17 protein-coding genes and 5 tRNA genes are annotated in these 21,329 nt (G+C 53.8%); 17 read left to right on the top strand and 5 right to left on the bottom strand.

The features are described 5' to 3' along the window. Positions 1 to 6: 6 nt before the first annotated feature. The 17 genes from wzzE to KP80_RS20605 all read left to right on the top strand — a co-directional run bounded on the left by wzzE (position 7) and on the right by KP80_RS20605 (position 14,736). Positions 7 to 1,050, top strand: a complete 1,044-nt coding sequence (gene wzzE, locus KP80_RS20685) for an ECA polysaccharide chain length modulation protein (RefSeq protein WP_052285525.1) — start codon at positions 7 to 9, stop codon at positions 1,048 to 1,050. Positions 1,051 to 1,106: 56 nt separating this feature from the next. Then, positions 1,107 to 2,237: a non-hydrolyzing UDP-N-acetylglucosamine 2-epimerase gene (gene wecB, locus KP80_RS20680; protein ID WP_072129180.1), complete on the top strand. Its 1,131-nt coding sequence runs from the start codon at positions 1,107 to 1,109 to the stop codon at positions 2,235 to 2,237. After that, a complete protein-coding gene (gene wecC / locus KP80_RS20675; RefSeq protein ID WP_052285523.1) occupies positions 2,234 to 3,496 on the top strand; it encodes a UDP-N-acetyl-D-mannosamine dehydrogenase in 1,263 nt (420 codons plus the stop codon). The genes wecB and wecC overlap by 4 nt, the downstream gene beginning before the upstream one ends. Beyond that, positions 3,493 to 4,560, top strand: coding sequence for a dTDP-glucose 4,6-dehydratase (gene rffG, locus KP80_RS20670; protein WP_052285522.1), 1,068 nt, complete (start codon positions 3,493 to 3,495; stop codon positions 4,558 to 4,560). The genes wecC and rffG overlap by 4 nt, the downstream gene beginning before the upstream one ends. 230 nt (positions 4,561 to 4,790) lie before the next feature. Continuing rightward, a complete protein-coding gene (gene rffC / locus KP80_RS20665; protein WP_052285521.1) occupies positions 4,791 to 5,465 on the top strand; it encodes a dTDP-4-amino-4,6-dideoxy-D-galactose acyltransferase in 675 nt (224 codons plus the stop codon). A gap of 4 nt (positions 5,466 to 5,469) precedes the next feature. Next, positions 5,470 to 6,600, top strand: coding sequence for a dTDP-4-amino-4,6-dideoxygalactose transaminase (gene rffA, locus KP80_RS20660; RefSeq protein ID WP_052285520.1), 1,131 nt, complete (start codon positions 5,470 to 5,472; stop codon positions 6,598 to 6,600). A gap of 1 nt (position 6,601) precedes the next feature. Beyond that, complete coding sequence (gene wzxE, locus KP80_RS20655; protein ID WP_052285519.1) at positions 6,602 to 7,852, top strand: lipid III flippase WzxE; 1,251 nt, start codon at positions 6,602 to 6,604, stop codon at positions 7,850 to 7,852. Further along, positions 7,849 to 8,928, top strand: a complete 1,080-nt coding sequence (locus tag KP80_RS20650) for a TDP-N-acetylfucosamine:lipid II N-acetylfucosaminyltransferase (protein ID WP_052285518.1) — start codon at positions 7,849 to 7,851, stop codon at positions 8,926 to 8,928. Before wzxE ends, KP80_RS20650 begins: the two co-directional genes overlap by 4 nt. Next, positions 8,925 to 10,274, top strand: a complete 1,350-nt coding sequence (gene wzyE, locus KP80_RS20645) for an ECA oligosaccharide polymerase (RefSeq protein ID WP_052285517.1) — start codon at positions 8,925 to 8,927, stop codon at positions 10,272 to 10,274. The genes KP80_RS20650 and wzyE overlap by 4 nt, the downstream gene beginning before the upstream one ends. A gap of 1 nt (position 10,275) precedes the next feature. Next, positions 10,276 to 11,016 carry a lipopolysaccharide N-acetylmannosaminouronosyltransferase gene (gene wecG / locus KP80_RS20640; protein ID WP_052285516.1) on the top strand — a complete coding sequence of 247 codons (741 nt, stop codon included), beginning with the start codon at positions 10,276 to 10,278 and terminating at the stop codon, positions 11,014 to 11,016. 231 nt (positions 11,017 to 11,247) lie between these two features. Then, positions 11,248 to 12,633, top strand: coding sequence for a bifunctional threonine/serine APC transporter ThrP (gene thrP, locus KP80_RS20635; protein WP_052285515.1), 1,386 nt, complete (start codon positions 11,248 to 11,250; stop codon positions 12,631 to 12,633). 102 nt (positions 12,634 to 12,735) lie between these two features. Then, a tRNA-Arg gene (locus tag KP80_RS20630) sits at positions 12,736 to 12,812 on the top strand. Between the two features lie 58 nt (positions 12,813 to 12,870). Further along, positions 12,871 to 12,946 (top strand) — tRNA-His (locus KP80_RS20625). A gap of 24 nt (positions 12,947 to 12,970) precedes the next feature. After that, positions 12,971 to 13,057, top strand: a tRNA-Leu gene (locus tag KP80_RS20620). A gap of 47 nt (positions 13,058 to 13,104) precedes the next feature. Further along, positions 13,105 to 13,181: transfer RNA gene (locus KP80_RS20615), tRNA-Pro, on the top strand. 98 nt (positions 13,182 to 13,279) lie between these two features. Next, positions 13,280 to 13,356, top strand: a tRNA-Pro gene (locus KP80_RS20610). 144 nt (positions 13,357 to 13,500) lie between these two features. Next, positions 13,501 to 14,736, top strand: a complete 1,236-nt coding sequence (locus KP80_RS20605) for an anaerobic sulfatase maturase (RefSeq protein ID WP_052285514.1) — start codon at positions 13,501 to 13,503, stop codon at positions 14,734 to 14,736. Between the two features lie 37 nt (positions 14,737 to 14,773). Here the strand turns inward: KP80_RS20605 and KP80_RS20600 are convergent, their stop codons facing one another. From KP80_RS20600 to hemC, 5 genes are all read right to left on the bottom strand, one after another. Beyond that, positions 14,774 to 16,426: a sulfatase-like hydrolase/transferase gene (locus KP80_RS20600; RefSeq protein WP_052285513.1), complete on the bottom strand. Its 1,653-nt coding sequence runs from the start codon at positions 16,424 to 16,426 to the stop codon at positions 14,774 to 14,776. A gap of 695 nt (positions 16,427 to 17,121) precedes the next feature. Further along, positions 17,122 to 18,318: a protoheme IX biogenesis protein HemY gene (gene hemY, locus KP80_RS20595; protein WP_052285512.1), complete on the bottom strand. Its 1,197-nt coding sequence runs from the start codon at positions 18,316 to 18,318 to the stop codon at positions 17,122 to 17,124. 3 nt (positions 18,319 to 18,321) lie between these two features. Then, a complete protein-coding gene (gene hemX / locus KP80_RS20590; RefSeq protein ID WP_052285511.1) occupies positions 18,322 to 19,530 on the bottom strand; it encodes a uroporphyrinogen-III C-methyltransferase in 1,209 nt (402 codons plus the stop codon). Between the two features lie 21 nt (positions 19,531 to 19,551). Further along, entirely contained in the window at positions 19,552 to 20,292 is a 741-nt protein-coding gene (gene hemD, locus KP80_RS20585) for a uroporphyrinogen-III synthase (protein WP_052285510.1), read from the bottom strand. Then, positions 20,289 to 21,230, bottom strand: a complete 942-nt coding sequence (gene hemC, locus KP80_RS20580; protein ID WP_052285509.1) for a hydroxymethylbilane synthase — start codon at positions 21,228 to 21,230, stop codon at positions 20,289 to 20,291. Before hemC ends, hemD begins: the two co-directional genes overlap by 4 nt. Positions 21,231 to 21,329: the final 99 nt, after the last annotated feature.

The raw sequence follows: 21,329 nt of genomic DNA, 5'->3' as shown, positions 1-21,329 counted from the left end.
GTAGTAATGACACAACCATTACCGGAAGCACAGTTGGCGAGTGCTGAGAATGAACTGGATATTCGTGGCCTGTTTCGCGCGTTGTGGTCGGGAAAACACTGGATTATCGGCTTTGCGGTGCTGTTTGCCGCCGTGGTGCTGATTTATACTTTTTTTGCCCGGCAGGAGTGGAGCTCGACGGCTATCACTGACCGCCCGACCGTCAATATGCTCGGCGGTTACTATTCGCAACAGCAGTTCTTGCGCAACCTGGATGTGAAAGTCAACCCAACCACGGCCACACCGCCTTCGGTGATGGATGAAGTTTACAAAGAATTCGTTATGCAGCTCGCGTCGTGGGATACCCGTCGCGACTTCTGGTCGCAGACGGACTACTACAAGCAGCGGATGGTGGGTAATTCCCGTGCCGACGCCGCGCAGCTGGATGATCTGATTAACGACATTCAATTTATCCCGGGTGATGCGCAAAAAAGCGTGAGCGACAGCGTGAAGCTGAACGCGGAAACCGCGCAGGATGCCAACAATTTGTTACGCCAGTACGTGGCGTTTGCTAGCCAGCGCGCAGCCGGCCATCTGAATGATGAACTGAAGGGCGCATGGGCCGCGCGCACGATTCAGGTGAAAGCGCAGGTGAAACGCCAGGAAGAGGTCGCTCAGGCGATTTTCAACCGCCGTATGCACAGCATTGAAGCCGCATTGAAGATTGCGCAGCAGCACAATATTAACCGTAGCGTGACGGATATACCGGCCGATGAACTCCCGGATTCGGAGCTTTCATTATTAGGCCGTCCGATGCTGCAGGCTCGTCTGGAAAATCTGCAGGCCGTAGGGCCAACGTTTGACCTTGATTACGATCAGGGGAGGGCTATGCTGACGACCCTGAATGTTGGTCCGACGCTGGCTGCTAGTTTTCAGACATATCGGTATTTGCGGACACCAGAGGAACCGGTAAAACGCACCAGCCCACGTCGCGTATTCCTGATGGTCATGTGGGGCATTGTCGGCGCATTGGTGGGTGCTGGGGTGGCACTGGCGCGTCGTCGCACGTAAATACCCATCAATGATGAAGGGCGATGGGCCTGTTTCATCTAAAGAAGAGAATCGATGTGAAAGTACTGACTGTATTTGGCACACGACCAGAAGCTATCAAGATGGCACCTCTGGTTCATGCGCTAGCAAAGGATCCTCATTTTGAGGCGAAAGTATGCGTAACTGCGCAGCATAGGGAAATGCTTGATCAGGTGCTAAACCTCTTCTCCATCGTTCCGGATTATGACCTGAACATCATGAGTCCTGGACAGGGTTTAACTGAGATTACCTGCCGAATTTTGCAGGGGTTAAAGCCCGTTCTGGAGTCTTTCAAGCCGGACGTGGTGCTAGTGCATGGCGACACGACGACCACGACGGCCGCAAGTCTGGCGGCATTTTATCAACGCATCCCGGTCGGACATGTGGAGGCGGGTTTGCGTACCGGCGATCTCTACTCGCCGTGGCCGGAAGAGGCAAACCGTACGATAACCGGTCACCTGGCCATGTACCACTTTGCGCCGACAGAAAATTCGCGGCGGAATCTGCTGCGGGAAAATTTGCCGGATAGCCGTATTTTTGTCACCGGCAACACGGTGATTGATGCTCTGTTCTGGGTGCGCGATCGGGTGATGAATGACGAAGCGCTGCGCGCTGATTTGTCAGAACGCTATCCGTTCCTGAATAACGGCAAAAAGATGATCCTGGTGACGGGGCATCGTCGTGAAAGCTTTGGCCAGGGCTTTGAAAAAATCTGCCACGCGCTGGCAGAAATCGCCGCGACCAATTCGGATGTGCAAATTGTCTATCCGGTGCATCTGAATCCAAATGTCAGCGAGCCTGTTAACCGTATTCTGGGCCATATCGATAACGTCATACTTATCGATCCACAGGACTACCTGCCCTTCGTCTGGTTGATGAACCACGCCTGGCTGATTCTGACCGATTCTGGCGGCATTCAGGAAGAGGCTCCTGCGCTGGGTAAACCGGTGCTGGTGATGCGCGAAACAACGGAACGCCCGGAAGCTATTGATGCGGGTACGGTTCGTCTGGTGGGAACGGACAGTCGTCGCATTGTGGATGAAGTCACGCGCTTGCTGCGCGATGAAGACGAATATCAAAGGATGAGCCGGGCGCATAACCCCTATGGGGATGGCCTGGCATGCGAACGTATTTTACTAGCATTAAAAAACAATCAGGTAACGCTATGAGCTTCTCAACCCTCTCGGTGATCGGACTAGGCTATATCGGTCTTCCTACTGCAGCTGCATTTGCCTCACGGCAAAAGAAGGTCGTGGGTGTCGATATTAATCAGCACGCGGTGGATACCATTAACCGCGGTGAAATTCATATTGTCGAACCCGATCTCGACAGGGTGGTGAAAACGGCGGTCTCTGCCGGCTACCTGCGAGCAACCACCACGCCCGAAGCCGCTGATGCTTATCTCATTGCTGTACCGACGCCATTTAAAGGCGACCACGAACCAGATATGGTTTACGTTGAAGCGGCAGCGCGCTCTGTTGCGCCGGTGTTGAAAAAAGGCTCGTTGGTCATCCTTGAGTCCACCTCTCCCGTTGGTGCAACCGAGCAGATGGCTGGTTGGCTTGCGGAGATGCGCCCTGATCTGACCTTCCCGCAGCAGGCGGGTGAGCAGGCGGATATTAACATCGCCTACTGTCCGGAGCGTGTGCTGCCAGGACAGGTGATGGTTGAATTGATTAAGAACGACCGCGTGATTGGCGGCATGACGCCGGTGTGTTCTGCGCGCGCGAGTGAGCTGTATAAAATTTTCCTGGAAGGCGAATGCGTGGTGACTAACGCCCGTACCGCTGAAATGTGCAAGCTGACGGAAAACAGTTTCCGCGATGTGAATATCGCCTTTGCCAACGAACTGTCGCTCATCTGCGCTGACCAGGGGATCAACGTCTGGGAACTGATTCGCCTGGCGAATCGTCATCCGCGCGTCAATATCCTGCAGCCGGGGCCGGGTGTGGGCGGGCACTGTATCGCCGTCGACCCATGGTTTATCGTGGCGCAGAACCCGGAGCAGTCGCGCCTTATCCGCACCGCGCGAGAAGTGAACGATCACAAGCCGTTCTGGGTTATCGACAAGGTGAAGGCCAACGTTGCCGATTGCCTTGCGGCTAGCAACAAGCGCGCCAGCGAGCTGAAAATTGCCTGCTTTGGCCTGGCGTTTAAACCGAATATTGACGACCTGCGTGAAAGCCCAGCGATGGAAATCGCTGAACTGATTGCCCAGTGGCACAGTGGTGAAACGTTGGTGGTTGAACCCAACATTCATCAGTTGCCAAAAAAACTCGACGGGCTGTGTTCGCTGGTATCGCTCGACACCGCGCTGGCTAGCGCCGATGTGATTGTGATGCTGGTCGATCATACCCAGTTTAAAGCGATTGGCGGCGAGACTATCGCCCAACAGTATGTGATAGATACCAAAGGAGTCTGGCGTTGAAACGTATTCTGGTTACAGGTGGAGCGGGGTTTATTGGCTCGGCGGTGGTGCGTCACATTATCAATCACACGTCGGACAGCGTCGTCGTTGTCGACAAACTGACCTACGCAGGCAACCTGGCTTCGCTGGCGCCGGTAGCACACGATGAGCGCTTTGCGTTTGAACAGGTCGATATCTGCGATCGCGGTGAGTTGAATCGCGTATTTGCGCACTATCGCCCGGATGTGGTGATGCATCTGGCGGCGGAAAGCCATGTCGATCGTTCTATCGACGGTCCGGCGGCATTTATCGAAACCAATATTGTTGGCACTTACACGTTGCTGGAAGCCGCTCGTGGCTATTGGTCTGCACTTGATGAAGGCTCCAAAGGGGCGTTTCGCTTCCATCATATTTCGACCGATGAAGTGTATGGCGATCTGCACTCGATGGATGATTTCTTCACTGAAACCACGCCATATGCGCCAAGCAGCCCTTACTCCGCATCGAAGGCCAGTAGCGATCACCTGGTTCGCGCCTGGCTGCGTACCTATGGGCTACCGACGCTAATCACCAACTGCTCGAATAACTACGGCCCTTATCACTTCCCGGAAAAGCTGATCCCGCTGACCATTCTCAACGCGCTGGCGGGGAAACCACTGCCGGTGTATGGCAATGGGCAGCAAATCCGCGATTGGCTGTATGTCGACGATCACGCGCGCGCGCTCTATCTGGTGGCAACCGAAGGCGCCATTGGCGAAACCTACAATATCGGTGGTCATAACGAACGTAAAAATCTCGACGTCGTCGAGACAATTTGTTCGCTGCTGGAAGAGTTGGTACCGCAGAAGCCCCAGGGTGTCGCGAGCTATCATGATTTGATCACTTTCGTTGCTGACCGTCCCGGCCACGATCTGCGTTACGCTATCGATGCGGCAAAAATTGCCCGCGAGCTAGGCTGGATGCCACAAGAGACCTTTGAAAGCGGTATGCGTAAAACGGTGCAGTGGTACCTCGCCAATGAAAGTTGGTGGAAGCAGGTGCAGGACGGCAGCTATCAGGGCGAACGCCTGGGTCTGCAGGGCTAAACACCCGTAGGAGGAAAGCGATGAAAGTCATTTTTCTGGCAGGATGGTCAGTCAGAAGCGGGGCTTTATCATTGGCGGAACTCTCCTCGACAGTTAACGGCCCAGCCACGTGCTGGGCAACACTATTTCATTCAATTAAGCCTTTAACCTGATATTGCACTACATAGTTAAGGTTTCGTGGTATTGAGCTACCCGGTTATAAGACCTCAGTACATTATAGGAGCTTCTCCGTGCCCGTCCGCGCCAATATTGATCCCCTGACGTGGGAAAATCAGTTTTTCAACGTCAATAGTGCGATTGTCCGCCTCGATGACGACGCGCCGCCGCTGACTACGGAACGGTTAGCCGATTGGTCGCGGGTTCAGGTGAAAATTGCCGCCCATCAGATGGCTGAGCTTGATGCACTTCAGCAGTTGGGATTTCAGCTGGTTGAAGGGGAAATCGATTTAGCATTGCCGGTGGTGCCGGTGGCCAGTACGCAGGCACAGGTGGCGGTCGAATCAGACATTCCCGCTCTGCGCCTTCTGGCCGCGCAGGCATTTGCGCTAAGCCGTTTTCGTGCGCCGTGGTATGCCCCGGACGCCAGCGGCCGTTTTTATGCACAGTGGATCGAGAATGCGGTCAAAGGGACTTTCGATAACCAGTGCCTGGTTTTTCGCGATGATAGCCAGGCTATCCGCGCCTTTATTTCCCTACGAGAATTGAACGCTCACGACGCGCGTATTGGCCTGCTGGCCGGGCGCGGAGCGGGTGCAGAACTGATGCAGGCAGCGGTGCGCTGGGCGCATACCCGCGGCCTTTCGACGCTACGGGTGGCGACGCAAGCCGGCAATACCGCAGCACTTCAACGCTATATTCGCAGCGGCGCTAACGTGGTTAGCACTGCTTACTGGCTATACAGGTGACATCATGATCCCATTTAACGCCCCACCGGTCGTGGGTACTGAACTCGATTACATGCAATCCGCGATGAGCAGCGGAAAACTGTGCGGCGACGGCGGTTTTACCCGTCGCTGCCAGCAATGGATGGAGCAGCGCTTCGGTAGCGCAAAAGTCCTGCTGACGCCTTCCTGCACCGCATCTTTGGAGATGGCAGCCATTCTGCTGGATATTCAGCCGGGCGATGAAGTGATCATGCCGAGCTATACCTTCGTCTCAACCGCTAATGCCTTTGTGCTGCGCGGGGCGAAGATTGTGTTTGTCGATGTACACAAAGAAACGATGAATATCGATGAGACGCAAATTGAAGCAGCCATCACCGATAAAACTCGCGCGATTGTGCCGGTTCATTACGCGGGCGTGGCCTGTGAAATGGATACCATCATGGCGCTGGCGAAGAAATATAACCTGTTCGTCGTGGAAGACGCCGCGCAGGGCGTGATGTCGACCTACAAAGGCCGTGCGCTGGGCTCGATTGGTCATATTGGCTGCTTTAGCTTCCATGAGACCAAAAACTACACCGCCGGGGGAGAAGGTGGCGCGACGTTGATTAACGACCGTGCGCTGGTTGAGCGGGCGGAAATTATTCGTGAGAAAGGCACCAACCGCAGCCAGTTCTTCCGTGGGCTGGTGGATAAATACACCTGGCGCGATATTGGCTCCAGCTACCTGATGTCCGATCTGCAGGCGGCCTATCTTTGGGCACAACTGGAAGCGGCCGAACGTATCAATAAGCAGCGTCTTTCACTGTGGCAGAGCTACTATGATGCGTTGCTGCCGCTGGCAAATGCGGGCCGTATTGATCTGCCGGTAATCCCGGAAGGCTGCGGGCACAACGCACACATGTTCTACATTAAGCTGCGCGATGTTGAAGACCGCAGCGCGTTGATTAGCTGGCTGAAAGAGGCCGAAATTCTGGCGGTGTTCCACTATATTCCTCTGCACTCCTGCCCGGCAGGTGAAAAGTTCGGTGAGTTCCGCGGTGAAGACCGCCACACCACCAAAGAAAGTGAGCGTTTACTTCGACTGCCACTGTTCTACAATTTGTCGACGATCGATCAGCGTACGGTGATCAACACGCTGCTGAGCTATTTCGCCTGATATGTCGCTGGCTAAAGCTTCGGTGTGGACCGCCGCGTCCACGCTGGTAAAAATTGGCGTTGGGCTGCTGGTGGTTAAACTGCTGGCCGTCTCTTTTGGCCCCTCAGGGGTTGGTCAGGCTGGTAACTTCCGCCAGTTGGTGACGGTACTTGGTGTGCTGGCTGGGGCGGGAATTTTCAACGGGGTGACCAAGCTGGTTGCCCAGCATCACGACGATCCAACGCGCCTGCGTCAGGTCGTCGGAACGTCTTCAGCGATGGTGCTGGGATTTTCGACGCTGTTGGCGTTGATTTTTCTGCTGGCCGCCGCGCCCATCAGCCTGGGGCTGTTTGGCCATACGGACTATCAGGGGCTGGTACGCCTGGTCGCGTTGGTTCAAATGGGCATCGCCTGGGCGAACCTGCTGCTGGCGCTGATGAAGGGTTTCCGCGATGCGGCGGGTAACGCGCTGTCGCTGATTGCCGGTAGCCTGATTGGCGTAGTGGCTTACTATGCTTGCTTTTTACTGGGCGGCTACGAAGGTGCGCTGCTCGGGCTAGCGCTAGTCCCCGCGCTTATCGTGATTCCAGCTGCGGTGATGTTGTCCCGGCGAGGGTTGATCCCATGGGCGTACCTGAAACCGCGCTGGGATGCCGCACTGGCGAGTCAACTGGGTAAGTTTACCCTGATGGCGCTGATTACCTCGGTCACCATGCCGGTGGCCTATGTGATGATGCGAAACCTGATGGCGGCGCACTACAGCTGGGATGAGGTCGGGATTTGGCAGGGTGTGAGCAGCATCTCTGACGCTTACCTGCAATTTATCACCGCCTCGTTTAGCGTTTATCTACTGCCAACGCTGTCACGGCTGACCGCAAAGCAGGATGTCTCCCGTGAAATTGGCCGATCGCTGAAGTTTGTCCTGCCGGCGGTGGCCGCAGCCAGTCTGACCGTTTGGCTACTGCGCGACTTTGCCATTTGGCTGCTGTTCTCGGCTAAATTTATCGCGATGCGTGACCTGTTTGCGTGGCAGCTGGTGGGCGATGTACTGAAAGTAGGCGCTTACGTCTTTGGTTATTTAGTGATTGCCAGGGCGTCGCTGCGTTTCTATATTCTGGCGGAATTGAGCCAGTTTACGTTGCTGACGGCGTTTTCTCATTGGTTGATCCCGGCGCACGGTGCGTTGGGGGCAGCGCAGGCCTATATGGCAACCTATATTGTTTATTTCACGCTGTGTTGCGGCGTATTTTTCATTTGGCGTAAACGGCAATGACCGAACTGATACACATCCTGGGATCGGATATCCCTCATCATAACCAGACGGTGCTGCGGTTTTTTGCTGATGAGCTTGCCGTAGAGCACGCGCACGCCCGTCAGTTTATGGTGGTTAGCAAAGAACACGGCCTGTCAGCCATGTTTCCAACGCTGGCCATTGACCGCTATACGGATAAATCGGCGCTGGCGAAAGCCGTCGTCGCCAGGGCGAAAGCCAATCGCCAGCAGCGCTTCTTCTTCCACGGCCAGTTTAATACCGGGATTTGGTTGGCCCTGCTCAGCGGTGGTCTGAAGCCGTCGCAGGTGAGTTGGCATATCTGGGGTGCGGATCTGTATGAAGTTTCGCGCGGCTTCAAGTTTCGTCTGTTTTACCCGTTACGTCGTATGGCGCAAGGCCGAGTTGGGCGCGTGTTTGCGACCCGTGGCGATCTCAGCTACTTTGCCGCTCTGCATCGTCAGGTGCCGGGTGAGCTGCTTTATTTCCCGACGCGAATGGACCCGGCGCTGAACGAGTTGGCGGATACCACGCCGCGCGATGGCAAGCTGATTATTCTGGTAGGCAATTCCGGCGATCGTAGTAACGAACACGTGGCCGCGTTGAAGGCGGTACATCAGCAGTTTGGTGACACTGTTAACGTGATTGTCCCGATGGGCTACCCGGCAAATAACGACGCTTACATTGCTGAGGTAAACGATGCTGCGCAGGCATTGTTCAGTGATGATAATGTACAGATATTGCGTGAAAAGCTTGAGTTTGACGCCTATCTGGCATTATTGCGCCGCTGTGACTTGGGCTATTTCATTTTTGCCCGTCAGCAGGGAATTGGCACGCTCTGTTTACTGATTCAGGCGGGGATCCCCTGCGTACTGAATCGGCAGAATCCATTCTGGCAGGACATGGCCGAACAGCATATTCCCGTTTTGTTCACCGATGATGAACTGACCGTATCGGTGGTACGTGAAGCGCAGCGACAGCTGGCGCTGGTCGATAAAAATGACATCGCTTTTTTTAAACCTAACTATCTGACGCCGTGGTATCGGGCGTTGAAACTGGCGGCAGGAGAGGCGGTATGAGCGAAATGCAATTTACCGGACTGTTTGCTGTGTGGCTGCTGTCGACGCTGTTTATCGGCACGTTAACGTGGTTTGAATTTCGCCGCGTGCGTTTTAATTTTAACGTCTTCTTCTCGCTACTGTTTTTACTGACCTTCTTCTTCGGCTTCCCGCTGACCTGTACGCTGGTGTTCCGCTTTGGCGTCGGCGTGTCGCCACCGGATGTGCTGCTGCAAACGCTGTTGATCTCGGTCTGCTTCTACGCGGTGTACTACGTCACCTATAAAACCCGGTTACGTCCGGCCACGGCTAGCGCGCAGCGCCGTCCGTTATTCACGATGAACCGGGTAGAAACGCACATTACCTGGATTCTACTGATGGGGCTGGCGCTGTTTACCGTGGGGACCTTCTTCCTGCACAACGGTTTCCTGTTGTTTAAGCTGCATTCGTATAGTCAGATTTTCTCCAGCGAAGTGTCCGGAGTCGCCCTCAAGCGTTTCTTCTACTTCTTTATTCCGGCTATGCTGGTGGTTTATTTCTTGAAGCCCAGCTGGAAGGCCTGGATAGGTTTTCTGATTGCCACTGTTGCATTTGGCCTGCTGACCTATGCCATTGTGGGCGGTACGCGTGCCAACATTATTATCGCTTTTGCCATCTTCCTGTTTATCGGCATCATTCGCGGATGGATTTCGCTGTGGATGCTGGTGGCGGCGGGCGTGATGGGTATTGTCGGAATGTTCTGGCTCGCGCTTAAGCGTTACGGCATGGACGTGAGCGGTGATGAAGCGTTTTATACCTTCCTCTATCTAACCCGCGATACCTTTTCGCCGTGGGAAAACCTGGCGCTGCTGCTGCAAAACTACGACAAGATTGAGTTTCAGGGACTGGCACCGATGGTGCGCGACTTCTACGTCTTTATCCCTAGCTGGCTGTGGCCATCACGCCCCAGCATTGTGCTGAATACGGCCAACTACTTTACCTGGGAAGTGCTGAATAATCATTCCGGGCTGGCTATTTCCCCGACGCTGATTGGTTCTCTGGTTGTTATGGGTGGCATGTGGTTTGTTCCGCTGGGGGCCGTCGCGGTTGGGCTGATTATCAAATGGTTCGACTGGCTGTATATGCTGGGTAACCAGGAACCTAACCGTTATAAATCAGCGATTTTGCACAGTTTTTGTTTTGGCGCGATCTTTAACATGATCGTGTTGGCCCGCGAAGGGCTGGATTCCTTCGGCTCTCGCGTGGTCTTCTTTATGGTTATTTTTGGGGTCTGCTTGCTGGTGGCGAAATTGTTGTACTGGTTGTTTGAAAGCGCGGGGCTGATACATCAGCGGCTAAAACGCCCTTCGCATGTTGGAGAAGTTTAACATGGCTGATTTACTGACCGCGCCAACCTACACTTTGCGTGGCCTGAAGCTGATTGGCTGGCGCAATATGCAGCATGCGCTGGATTATCTGTATGCGGGCGGCAATCTGAAGCAAGGGACGCTGGTGGCGATTAACGCCGAGAAGATGCTGACGCTGGAAGACAATGCTGAGGTCAGAACGCTGATTAACGCGGCGGAGTTTAAATATGCCGACGGTATTAGCGTGGTGCGCTCTGTTCGTAAGAAATACCACGATGCTGACGTGTCGCGCGTTGCGGGCGCCGATCTGTGGGAAGCGTTGATGGCGCGGGCAGGAGCAGAGGGTACGCCGGTTTTTCTGATCGGTGGTAAGCCTGAGGTGCTGGCTGAGACAGCAGAGAAACTGCGTCAGCAGTGGAACGTGAATCTGGTCGGTACCCAGGACGGGTATTTCACGGCAGAGGAGCGTCCGGCGCTGTTCGAACGCATTCGTGACAGCGGGGCGAAAATCGTCACCGTCGCAATGGGCTCGCCAAAGCAGGAAATTTTGATGCGCGACTGCCGACAGATTCACCCTGATGCACTGTATATGGGCGTGGGTGGCACCTATGATGTCTTCACTGGTCACGTAAAGCGTGCGCCAAAAGTGTGGCAAAAATTGGGTCTGGAATGGTTGTATCGTCTGCTTTCCCAACCCAGCCGCATTAAACGTCAGCTGCGCCTGCTGCGCTATTTACGCTGGCACTACACCAATAATCTCTGAATATCCTGCGTCTTAGCCTGAATGTATCGCGCATTTCCTGCGTGATACATTCACATGTCCGATACTTTATTCCTCATTTCTATTTGCCATTTATTCGAAATTGTTAAACCATTCGCATGCCCTGATGACCTGTCCGTCATTCTACGGAGAGGTCCATATCCGACAGACATCTATTTTTTCTATAAGAATAAAACCGGCAATGACCGGGAATACGCAAACACAAGAGGATTTATGGCAGAGAAAAAACCGGAGCTCCAGCGCGGTCTGGAAGCCCGACATATCGAACTAATTGCCCTCGGAGGCACTATCGGTGTTGGCCTGTTTATGGGGTCGGCAAGTACCCTGAAGTGGGCTGGGCCGTCGGTGTTGCTGGCCTATATTCTGGCGGGCATATTTGTCTTCTTCATCATGCGTTCGATGGGGGAAATGCTGTTCATTGAGCCGGTGACCGGTTCGTTCGCCGTCTACGCGCACCGCTATATGAGTCCGTTCTTCGGTTATCTCACCGCCTGGTCATATTGGTTTATGTGGATGGCGGTAGGGATATCAGAGATCACCGCCATTGGAGTCTACGTCCAGTTCTGGTTCCCGGAAATGGCCCAGTGGATACCGGCATTGATTGCCGTCGGGCTGGTTGCGCTGGCAAACCTGGCCGCAGTGCGTCTGTACGGTGAAATCGAATTCTGGTTCGCCATGATTAAGGTCACCACGATTATTGTGATGATCGTCATTGGCCTGGGGGTGATTTTCTTTGGCTTTGGCAACGGCGGCACCTCGATTGGTTTTAGCAATCTGACCGAGCACGGCGGCTTCTTTGCCGGTGGCTGGAAAGGCTTCCTGACGGCGCTGTGTATCGTGGTGGCATCCTATCAGGGCGTTGAGCTTATCGGTATGACCGCCGGTGAAGCGAAGAACCCGCAGGTGACGCTGCGTAGCGCAGTTGGCAAAGTGCTGTGGCGCATCCTGATTTTCTACGTGGGCGCGATTTTCGTTATCGTCACTATCTTCCCGTGGAATGAGATTGGCACTAACGGCAGCCCGTTTGTGCTGACCTTTGCCAAGATCGGTATCACCGCCGCGGCAGGGATTATCAACTTTGTCGTGCTGACGGCAGCGCTGTCTGGCTGTAACAGCGGGATGTACAGCTGTGGGCGTATGCTCTACGCGCTGGCGAAAAACCGTCAGCTTCCGGCGGCAATGGCGAAGGTCACAAAAAGTGGTGTACCGGCCGCAGGTGTAAGCGTATCGATTGTGATCTTGTTGATTGGCTCTTGTCTGAACTACATCATTCCAAATCCGCAGCGTGTGTTTGTCTATGTTTACAGCGCCAGCGTTCTGCCGGGGATGGTGCCGTGGTTTGTTATTCTGATTAGCCAACTGCGTTTTCGTCGTACGCATCAAGAAGCGATCGCTAGCCACCCATTCCGCTCAATTTTGTTCCCATGGGCCAACTATGTGACTATGGCGTTCCTGGTTTGTGTGCTGGTGGGGATGGGATTCAATGAAGATACCCGTATGTCTCTGTTTGTCGGTGCGCTCTTTTTAGCCGTTGTGACGTTGGTTTATAAGGTATTTGGTATGAGCCAAGGACCGGATGTGCGAAAAGTGCAGAAATAAGCGACAAAACGCGCAAAGCATGAGCAAACGATAATTTTCTTTAAAAAGGCACTAGACAGCGGGGTAGGAAGTCCGTAATATCCGACCCCGCAACGGCGCTAAGCGCCCGTAGCTCAGCTGGATAGAGCGCTGCCCTCCGGAGGCAGAGGTCTCAGGTTCGAATCCTGTCGGGCGCACCATTTACCCGGTGCTGGAGCTGCGGTGGTTTTGATAACCGCGTAGGAAAGATTTGCAGTGGTGGCTATAGCTCAGTTGGTAGAGCCCTGGATTGTGATTCCAGTTGTCGTGGGTTCGAATCCCATTAGCCACCCCATTATTTGATTAGAGTTGTGAACATGCGATGGTGGCGGAATTGGTAGACGCGCTAGCTTCAGGTGTTAGTGTTCTTACGGACGTGAGGGTTCAAGTCCCTCCCTTCGCACCACGACTTTAACGAATTGAACGAAACGTTCAAAGCAGTAAGCAGAATTTCGGCGAGTAGCGCAGCTTGGTAGCGCAACTGGTTTGGGACCAGTGGGTCGGAGGTTCGAATCCTCTCTCGCCGACCAATTTTGAGTCCTGCTTAGGCAGGGTTTTTTGTTTACGGGCATCCCGTCTACAAAAAAACGAATTGAACTAAAAATTCAAAAAGCAGTATGCAGTATTTCGGCGAGTAGCGCAGCTTGGTAGCGCAACTGGTTTGGGACCAGTGGGTCGGAGGTTCGAATCCTCTCTCGCCGACCAATTTTGAACCCCGCTTCGGCGGGGTTTTTTGTTTTCTGCAATCCGGCTCACATCGCCTTCGCAACAAACGCCCCTTTCACTTTTCATCATCGCAGTACTATCTTCTTCCCCAATGGATATCGCTTTACTCAGGAAGGAGTGAACATGCTGCAACAGGTTCCGACGCGTGCGTTTCACGCGATGGCAAAACCGAGCGGTTCGGAGTGCAATCTGAACTGTGACTACTGTTTTTATCTCGAAAAACATGCCTTATACCCCTCTCAACCTTCGCTACGCATGGATGATTCGACGCTGGAAGCCTATGTTCGCCATTACATTGCTGCTAGCGAAGCGCAGAATGAAGTTGCCTTTACCTGGCAGGGCGGTGAACCCACGCTGTTAGGGCTCGATTTTTATCGCAGAGCCGTAGCGCTACAGCAGCAATATGGCGCGGGGCGCACCATCAGCAATAGCTTTCAGACCAACGGCGTGCTGCTGGACGATGAGTGGTGCCAGTTCCTGGCGCAGCATCAGTTCCTGGTTGGGCTATCGCTCGATGGTCCGGCAGAGATCCACAACCAGTATCGTGTGACAAAAGGCGGCCGCCCGACGCACAAGCTCGTGATGCGCGCACTGGGGCTGCTGCAAAAGCACCGGGTAAACTACAACGTGTTGGCGTGTGTTAACCATACCAGCGCCCATGAGCCTCTGCAGATCTACGATTTCTTGTGTGAGGCGGGTGTGGAGTTCATTCAGTTTATTCCTGTCGTAGAGCGCTTGGCGGATGAAGCTGCCGCACGGGCAGGGCTTTCTCTCCATGCCCCTGGAGAAATGAAAGGTTCGCTGACGCCGTGGTCGGTTCGTCCTGAAGAGTACGGTGACTTTCTGACAGCGGTGTTTAACCGCTGGATCCAGCGTGATGTAGGGCGGGTGTTTGTGATGAATATCGAGTGGGCTCTCGCGAGCTTTGTCGGCGCACCGGGCACGGTTTGTCATCATCAACCAACGTGCGGACGGTCACTGGCGGTGGAACATAATGGTGACGTTTATGCCTGCGATCACTTTGTCTATCCAGAATTTCTGCTCGGCAATTTGCATAGTGATACCTTCGCGAGCATGGTGGATTCCTCCGCTCAGGAGCAGTTTGGTAAAGATAAATACACCCTTTTGCCTACACAGTGTCGTGAATGCCAGGTGCTAAAAGCTTGCTGGGGCGGTTGCCCGAAACACCGCTTTTCACTGACGGCTACAGGTGAGCCGGGATTGAATTACCTCTGTGCTGGTTATCAGCGCTATTTTCGCCATTTGCCACCGTATCTGAAAGCAATGGCGGAGCTGCTGGCAAATGGTCGGCCAGCCAGCGATATCATGCGCGCGAATCTAATTAAGGTGGGTCAATAAAAGAGGCCCACCTCCAGTAAGGAAGTGGGCCTAAGACTTACGACTTAATTTGTGTTTTTGGCGGGTATTTCTGCAGGATTTTCTTATATTCTTCAATTTCAACGGTTAGCGGTATGCCCATCGGGGTGTGACGGATACCAACAGAATCTGATTCCTGTGGGTCAGCATAGAGGTTAAAGAGCATTGCTCCCGCCGCCGGCATTACCGTTCCGGTGAAGCCCCCCTGATATCCACTCTGAGTGAAGGCGAATGGCTGTTGCAGCAATGTATAGAATTTGAACTCATCAATACGTACGGCGGAAAGCTGTCCATTAAGGAAGTAGTGCTCCGCTTTACGGTTCGATTGGCCGTCGGTTCCGATGAAGAATGAGGACTGATCGATACCATCGATGAAGGTGGTACTTGGCACCAATTTGGAGACTTCTGCACCTGGCTTACCAGCCAATGCCATCGCTGTTGGGAAAAGATCCGCCAGATCGACGATACCTTCTGATTTACGTGGTTGGATCATGCCTTTCCAGTAAACAAATGTCGGGACGCGAACGCCGCCTTCCCAGGTGGATCCTTTCGAACCGCGGAACGGCGTACGACCGTGCGGCGGAAGCTCAGCCTCTGGGCCGTTATCAGACGTAAAGACAATGAGCGTGTTATCAAGCTGACCGTTTTTCTCCAGCGTTTTATAAAGGTTAGCGAAGATATCGTTCATCTCCACAATACAGTCGCTGTAGGTCGTGCGCGCCGGTGAACTGCCCGCATATTTCGCATTAGGATAGTTGTCGAAGTGACAGCCTCGGGTACCGTAGTAGAGGAAGAACGGTTTATCGCTTTTGGTCATTTTATTGAGGAAGTCGACACCGTATTGCATCCAGCGCTGATCGAGGTCTTCCATGTATTTTGGCGTGATATCGGCAATGGCTTCTTCCTTACCGCCGCGTACCGCGTGAACGTCATCTTTGCTAAAAGGCATGTTTTTGATGAAGTTAGTACGGGATGGGCTGAGCGCCACTTCCGGGTTCATATGGACATCACGCCATTCGGTATACATATCAGAAACGGAGTTGAAGCCACGGAAGTCATCAAAACCGACGTTTTGTGGCTGTGAACCTTCGTTATCCCCCATGTGCCATTTACCAATGGCCTGAGTGACGTAGCCCTGGTCGTGCAGCAGTTCAGGTAATGTTGTTAACCCTTCCAGACCGCCTGGCTGACCATACATCGGTGGGACAAGGATGCCATGGTGGACGGAGTATTGGCCGGTCATGATTGTGGCGCGGGTAGGAGAGGAACTTGGCTGAGAATAGGCTGAGGTGAGGATCAAACCCTGGTTAGCAACGGCGTCAATATCCGGAGTTGGGTTACCGACTGCAATACCACCGCCGTTGAAACCAACGTCCATCCAGCCCACATCATCCAGAAGGAAGATAACAATGTTGGGTTTCTTGCCCGTTTTTTTCTGGATCTCGGCCAGTTTAGCCTGAGTCTCTTTATTCTGTTCCGGATGCATCATCACCGGCATCATATTGTCGGCAATAGGGGTTGCTGTTTTCCCTATATATTGATTGGGATGGTCGTAGCCGGGTGAATCTTGTTTTGCCACCGCCCCTGCGGGTGTATCTGCTGCATGAGTCAGCACAGGCAGTGCAGCAATCACCGTAATGGCGAGTAGTTTTTTAGGGAAAGATAAATCCATTATAATGTCTCCATAATAAATATATATATTTCAATAAATAATGGTGTTTGTATTTCTGAAGCTGCTCAATGATGAATGTGATTTATAACCAAATAATATTTATGAATATATATGAAATGAACAGCGCCACGAACTCGTCGTGATGGGAATCTTATACTCTCAATTTCCGCACTGTAAATATAAGGAGGGAGCAGATGTGGATAGGGACATAATATAAATTGTTACTTATTTTTTAAATATAAAAATAATAGATATGTAGCTCGTAAGTATCTATTGTGATTATTTTATTCAATTTTTTAATTTGATGAGGGCGAAGCCGCTATGGGAATAATGTTTATGCAGAGGAAACGAAATATTTTTCTGTAACAGGAGGTTTTATCCCCCAGGATCCTGTGACATAATGCGCCGCGTAGATGCTCATTCCATCTCTTATGCTCGCCTTACGGCTTCATAAACCCAGGAATGACGCAGAGCCGTTTACGGTGCTTATCGTCCACTGACAGATGTCGCTTTAGCCTCATCAGACACCATGGACATAACGTTGAGTGAAGCACCCATTATGTTGTCGAATTAAACCTGTTTAACGCCTGCTCCTAAACGAGCAGGCGTTTTTTTATGGGCCAAAGACCGGCGTGGGAAGACCTTTAGGCCAACAAAAGGGGGCCGTGCGGCCCCCTTTATTCATTGTGCCGGTTTTACGCTGGCGGATTGTTCTGCAAAGTCAGCATCAGACCATCCCGACGCATGGTTGCAGCCTCTTCCGGTTGCTTCAGGCGATCGAGCACATCAGCAAGCCAGGCGTAGTCAAATGCGTCCGGACGCTGCTTAAGCGCCGCACGGAATGCCAGGCTCGCTTCCTGCCACTCACCGTGTTTCATCAATGATTGGCCTAGCGTACTCCACAGCAGCGGGCGATCGCCTACGGTTTTGATCTGCTGGCGCAGCAGTTTTTCCATCTGCTCCGGGTTATTGGTGTGCAGACGCGGTATCAGCATAACCAGACGATCGTCATACTGGCGCTTCAGTCCGTCGATAATGATCTGCTGCGCGGTGTCATGATCGTCACACTCAATCAAGTGATCGGCCATGGCAACCTGCAGAGCGACCTGATGGCGCGTTTTGCGGCTTTGGTTTTTCCACCAGTTACGCAGTCCTTCGCTACCCTGGTCGGCACGAGCTTGATCCATCAGACCAATCCAGGCTTGCTGTTCCAGCGCGGCGCGATGGGCATCGTCACCCACGTGGGCTTTCGCCATGGACGGGATGATGTCCAACAGCGAACTCCATGCGCCGGTCTGAATATAAGCCTGCTCGGCCAAACGCAGCACTTCCGGGTGACGTGGGGCGATTTCCAGCAACTTATCGACACCGTGGCGTGCGGCGTGGGTTTCGCCACGAGCCAATTGCAGACGAACGCGGGTGATTTCAACCGGAATCAGATCGTTGCCGGCATTTTCTGCCGCGCGCTGCAGATGCTGATTTGCGCGGGCTTCATCGCCGCGCTGCTGGGCAGCCTCTGCGGCCAGCAGATAGTTCACCACCGGTTGCTCAGCGTGATCGGCATTTTTCGACATCAGCTTTTCAACCTGCTGATAATCACCTTCGGCCAGCTTCAACAGCGCCTGTTCTGTTTGCTTACGCGCACGGCGACGTTTACGTCCGACAAACCAGCCGCGAGTATGGGCGCCGGTGCGGAAAATGCGGCGTAGAATCCACTCCAGCGCGAACAGCACGACCATCACCAGAATCATGATGATGACCAGACCGGTCACGCTGGTCTCGATGTTGTAATTATCTGTCTGAATCAGGACGTAGCCCTGATGGCCTGCGATCATCGGGCCAACAACAATGCCCGCAATCAGCAGTGCGAAAAGTAAGAGAACTTTCAGCATCGATTATTCTCCCTGTGGTGCAGCGGCGGCTGGCTGCGCGGGTGCAGGTTCCGTCACTGCAGGTTGTACGTCAGCGGGCTGTGCAGCGGCTGGCTGAGCCATCAGGTTACGCACGCGAGTTTGCATCAGCTTTTCCAGAATAGGTTGGCTTTGCAGCGTTTCCGGCACATTCATGCTGATGCTCTGCTGGCTGAGCTTCTCGATCTCATCGAGGAACGCTTTCGTCGCCGAGTCATCGGTATCGTAGTAGGCGCGAACCCAGGTCGATACGTTATCCAGCGCCTGCTTGTAGGTTTCATCCTGATGGCGCGGCACGGCTTGTACGGCGGCTAACAGCTGGGAGCGAATATTTTCCCGCAGGTAGATGTCCTGGTTTGGCGCCAGCAGCGGTACGGCGGTTTCATCGCGGCGGCGAATGGTGATAAAGCTGTCCATAAAGCTCTGCCAGCTTTTCTGCAGGTTCACACGCCATTCGCTGAGTGACGCCGACAGCTCGCCGTCATCGTTGTCCATCGGTGAATCGTCGTTGTTGTTATCTGCCAGACGCAGATTATCCACCTGGTTTGCCAGCTGGTTAACCTTGAGAATGATGCCGTCGTAATCCACCTGTGAGACCGCTGCGAGACTAGCGATATCTTCCGTCAGCGCTCGACGGGCGGTGATTAAGCTCGGGTCATTCATATCAGCAAGGCTGGCATCGGCGCTTTTTAATAGCGCCGCAGCGGTGGTGACGTCCTGATCGCTCCACAATTTACGCCCGGCCAGCTTAACGAGGAAATCGGATTGCGACAGCAACCAGGTTTTGGCGTCAGTACCGGAAATAGCGGCCACTTTCTGCTGCACTTCGTCGAGCTGTTTGGCCATTTCACCCTGTTGGGCTTTCGCCTCATCCAGCTGCGTTGCCTGCTGTTTGATCGTCGCTTCCAGTGCCTCTTTCTGCGCATCCTGCGCTTTTTGCAGTGCAATAAGCTGATTGGCGAGAGTGTCGCTGGTGGTGGTTTGGTTGACGGCCTGTTGTTTGCCCCAGCCGTACAGGCCTACACCTGCCGCCAGCGCAATAGCAATTGCGACCGCGCTCAGCACGAGGCTGGTTTTTCCGCTGTTATTTTTTTTCTCAGCATTTTCTGGCTTAGGAGATTCGGGCTGCGGCGTGATGTTCACGGCCTCCCCGGACTCTTCAACCACGGCGGAGTTCTCTTTTTGTTCCGTCATTATGGCTTCCAATTTTGAGAGTTATTGTAGTGCGCGCAGCAGCGCATCGTTGTCTGCGCTATCGGCAACCTGAATATCCTGCCAGCCCATCTCCAGGGCTAGTTTTGCAATGCGTTCGCTGACCACCACTAACCGACACTTCAGCAACCAGTGCTCCCGATACCAGAGGGGAATGAGCGTCCAAAGTTGTTGCAGCATCTCGCCGCTGGTGACCACAAGTGTTGTCACCTCACGTGTTTGCCAGCGCATGGCCTCTTCAGCACCATCGTAGTGAACAGGACTGCGTTGGTAGCATTCACACAGCGTCACTATCGCCCCGCGCTCGGTCAGCGTCTCGGCCAGCAATTCACGGCCACCGTTGCCGCGCAGGATCAGCGCTTTCTTACCGGCAATGGTTTGCAATTCAGGTAATTGTAGCAACACTTCGCTGATTTCCCGATCTAATGGATAGCGAACGTCGAGGCCGCTGACCTGATGCAGTGCTAATGCCGTGGTGCGACCAATGGCAAAATAGCGTGGTGCGGTAGGCCAGAGAAGGTGCTGCTGCTGAAGCTGGGCATGGGCGAAGCTGACGGCGTGCTGCGACAGCGCAAAGACCAAATCGCCTTCGCTCAGTGCGTGCAATGAATGGCTGAGCGTATTCAGTTCCCGCCCGGGGGTAAATTCAATGAGCGGGAAACTCCAGGCAACCTGCCCCAGCGCGCGCAAACGGCTGACTAACTCTTCACCTTGCGGGGAGGGGCGGGTTACCAGGATGGTCATAAGGAGGTGTCTCCGTTGTATACGGCCGCCAGAATTTCACGGGCACCGTTATCGAGCAGCTCATCGGCCAGCTCAACCCCCATTTTCTCGGCGTCTTCCGGTTTACCGCGGCGTTCACCGCGCACCGTTTCGCGCCCATCCGGTGAGCCAACCAGCGCGCGCAGCCACAATTCACCGTTGATGAATTCGGCGTAGCTGCCGATAGGGACCTGGCAACCGCCTTCCAGGCGTGTGTTCATTGCACGTTCGGCGCAAACGCGAATGGCAGTTTCGTCATGATTCAACGGCGCAAGTAGCGCACGCGTTTGTGCATCATCCAGACGACATTCAATGCCGACTGCGCCTTGGCCGACAGCCGGGAGCGACTCTTCCGGCGGCATCGCCTGGCGGATACGCGCATCCAGCTCCAGGCGTTTAAGCCCGGCAACGGCGAGGATAATGGCATCGTAATCACCATTATCAAGTTTACTGAGGCGTGTGCCGACGTTGCCACGCAGCGAGCGGATCACCAGATCCGGACGGCGCTGGGCAATCTGACACTGGCGACGCAGGCTGGAAGTGCCGACAACGCTGCCTGCCGGGAGGTCATCCATGCAGGCGTAATGATTTGAAACGAAGGCGTCGCGCGGATCGTCACGCTCGCAGATGGTGACAAGACCGAGCCCTTGCGGGAATTCAACCGGAACATCTTTCATGGAGTGCACGGCGATATCGGCACGGCCTTCGAGCAATGCCAGCTCAAGTTCTTTGACAAAAAGCCCTTTACCGCCCACTTTGGCCAGCGGTGTATCAAGGATAATATCGCCGCGGGTCACCATCGGCACGAGCGTCACCGTAAGCCCTGGATGGCAGGCCATCAGGCGTTCTTTTACATAGTGCGCTTGCCAGAGAGCGAGCGGACTTTGGCGTGTGGCAATTCTCAAAACTTTGTCTAACATGCTTGTTACCGTCATTATCGTCCGTTGTTCATCCTAACATTGTTGCCTTAATGATGTTAGTTTTCAGGGTTTCATACTCGGAACAAATCGCAATGCAGG

Source organism: Kluyvera genomosp. 1, assembly GCF_001266615.1.
In the GTDB taxonomy this organism is placed as follows: Bacteria; Pseudomonadota; Gammaproteobacteria; order Enterobacterales; family Enterobacteriaceae; genus Kluyvera; species Kluyvera cryocrescens_A.
The sequence above is the reverse complement of the archived record's forward strand: the minus strand, read 5'-3'. Positions and strand labels throughout refer to the sequence as shown.

Coding starts and splice junctions, on each gene's coding strand:
- wzzE (WP_052285525.1), top strand. CDS start 7: ATGACACAACCATTACCGGAAGCACAGTTGGCGAGTGCTGAGAATGAA.
- wecC (WP_052285523.1), top strand. CDS start 2,234: ATGAGCTTCTCAACCCTCTCGGTGATCGGACTAGGCTATATCGGTCTT.
- rffA (WP_052285520.1), top strand. CDS start 5,470: ATGATCCCATTTAACGCCCCACCGGTCGTGGGTACTGAACTCGATTAC.
- wzxE (WP_052285519.1), top strand. CDS start 6,602: ATGTCGCTGGCTAAAGCTTCGGTGTGGACCGCCGCGTCCACGCTGGTA.
- KP80_RS20650 (WP_052285518.1), top strand. CDS start 7,849: ATGACCGAACTGATACACATCCTGGGATCGGATATCCCTCATCATAAC.
- wzyE (WP_052285517.1), top strand. CDS start 8,925: ATGAGCGAAATGCAATTTACCGGACTGTTTGCTGTGTGGCTGCTGTCG.
- wecG (WP_052285516.1), top strand. CDS start 10,276: ATGGCTGATTTACTGACCGCGCCAACCTACACTTTGCGTGGCCTGAAG.
- thrP (WP_052285515.1), top strand. CDS start 11,248: ATGGCAGAGAAAAAACCGGAGCTCCAGCGCGGTCTGGAAGCCCGACAT.
- KP80_RS20605 (WP_052285514.1), top strand. CDS start 13,501: ATGCTGCAACAGGTTCCGACGCGTGCGTTTCACGCGATGGCAAAACCG.
- KP80_RS20600 (WP_052285513.1), bottom strand. CDS start 16,426: ATGGATTTATCTTTCCCTAAAAAACTACTCGCCATTACGGTGATTGCT.
- hemY (WP_052285512.1), bottom strand. CDS start 18,318: ATGCTGAAAGTTCTCTTACTTTTCGCACTGCTGATTGCGGGCATTGTT.
- hemX (WP_052285511.1), bottom strand. CDS start 19,530: ATGACGGAACAAAAAGAGAACTCCGCCGTGGTTGAAGAGTCCGGGGAG.
- hemD (WP_052285510.1), bottom strand. CDS start 20,292: ATGACCATCCTGGTAACCCGCCCCTCCCCGCAAGGTGAAGAGTTAGTC.
- hemC (WP_052285509.1), bottom strand. CDS start 21,230: ATGTTAGACAAAGTTTTGAGAATTGCCACACGCCAAAGTCCGCTCGCT.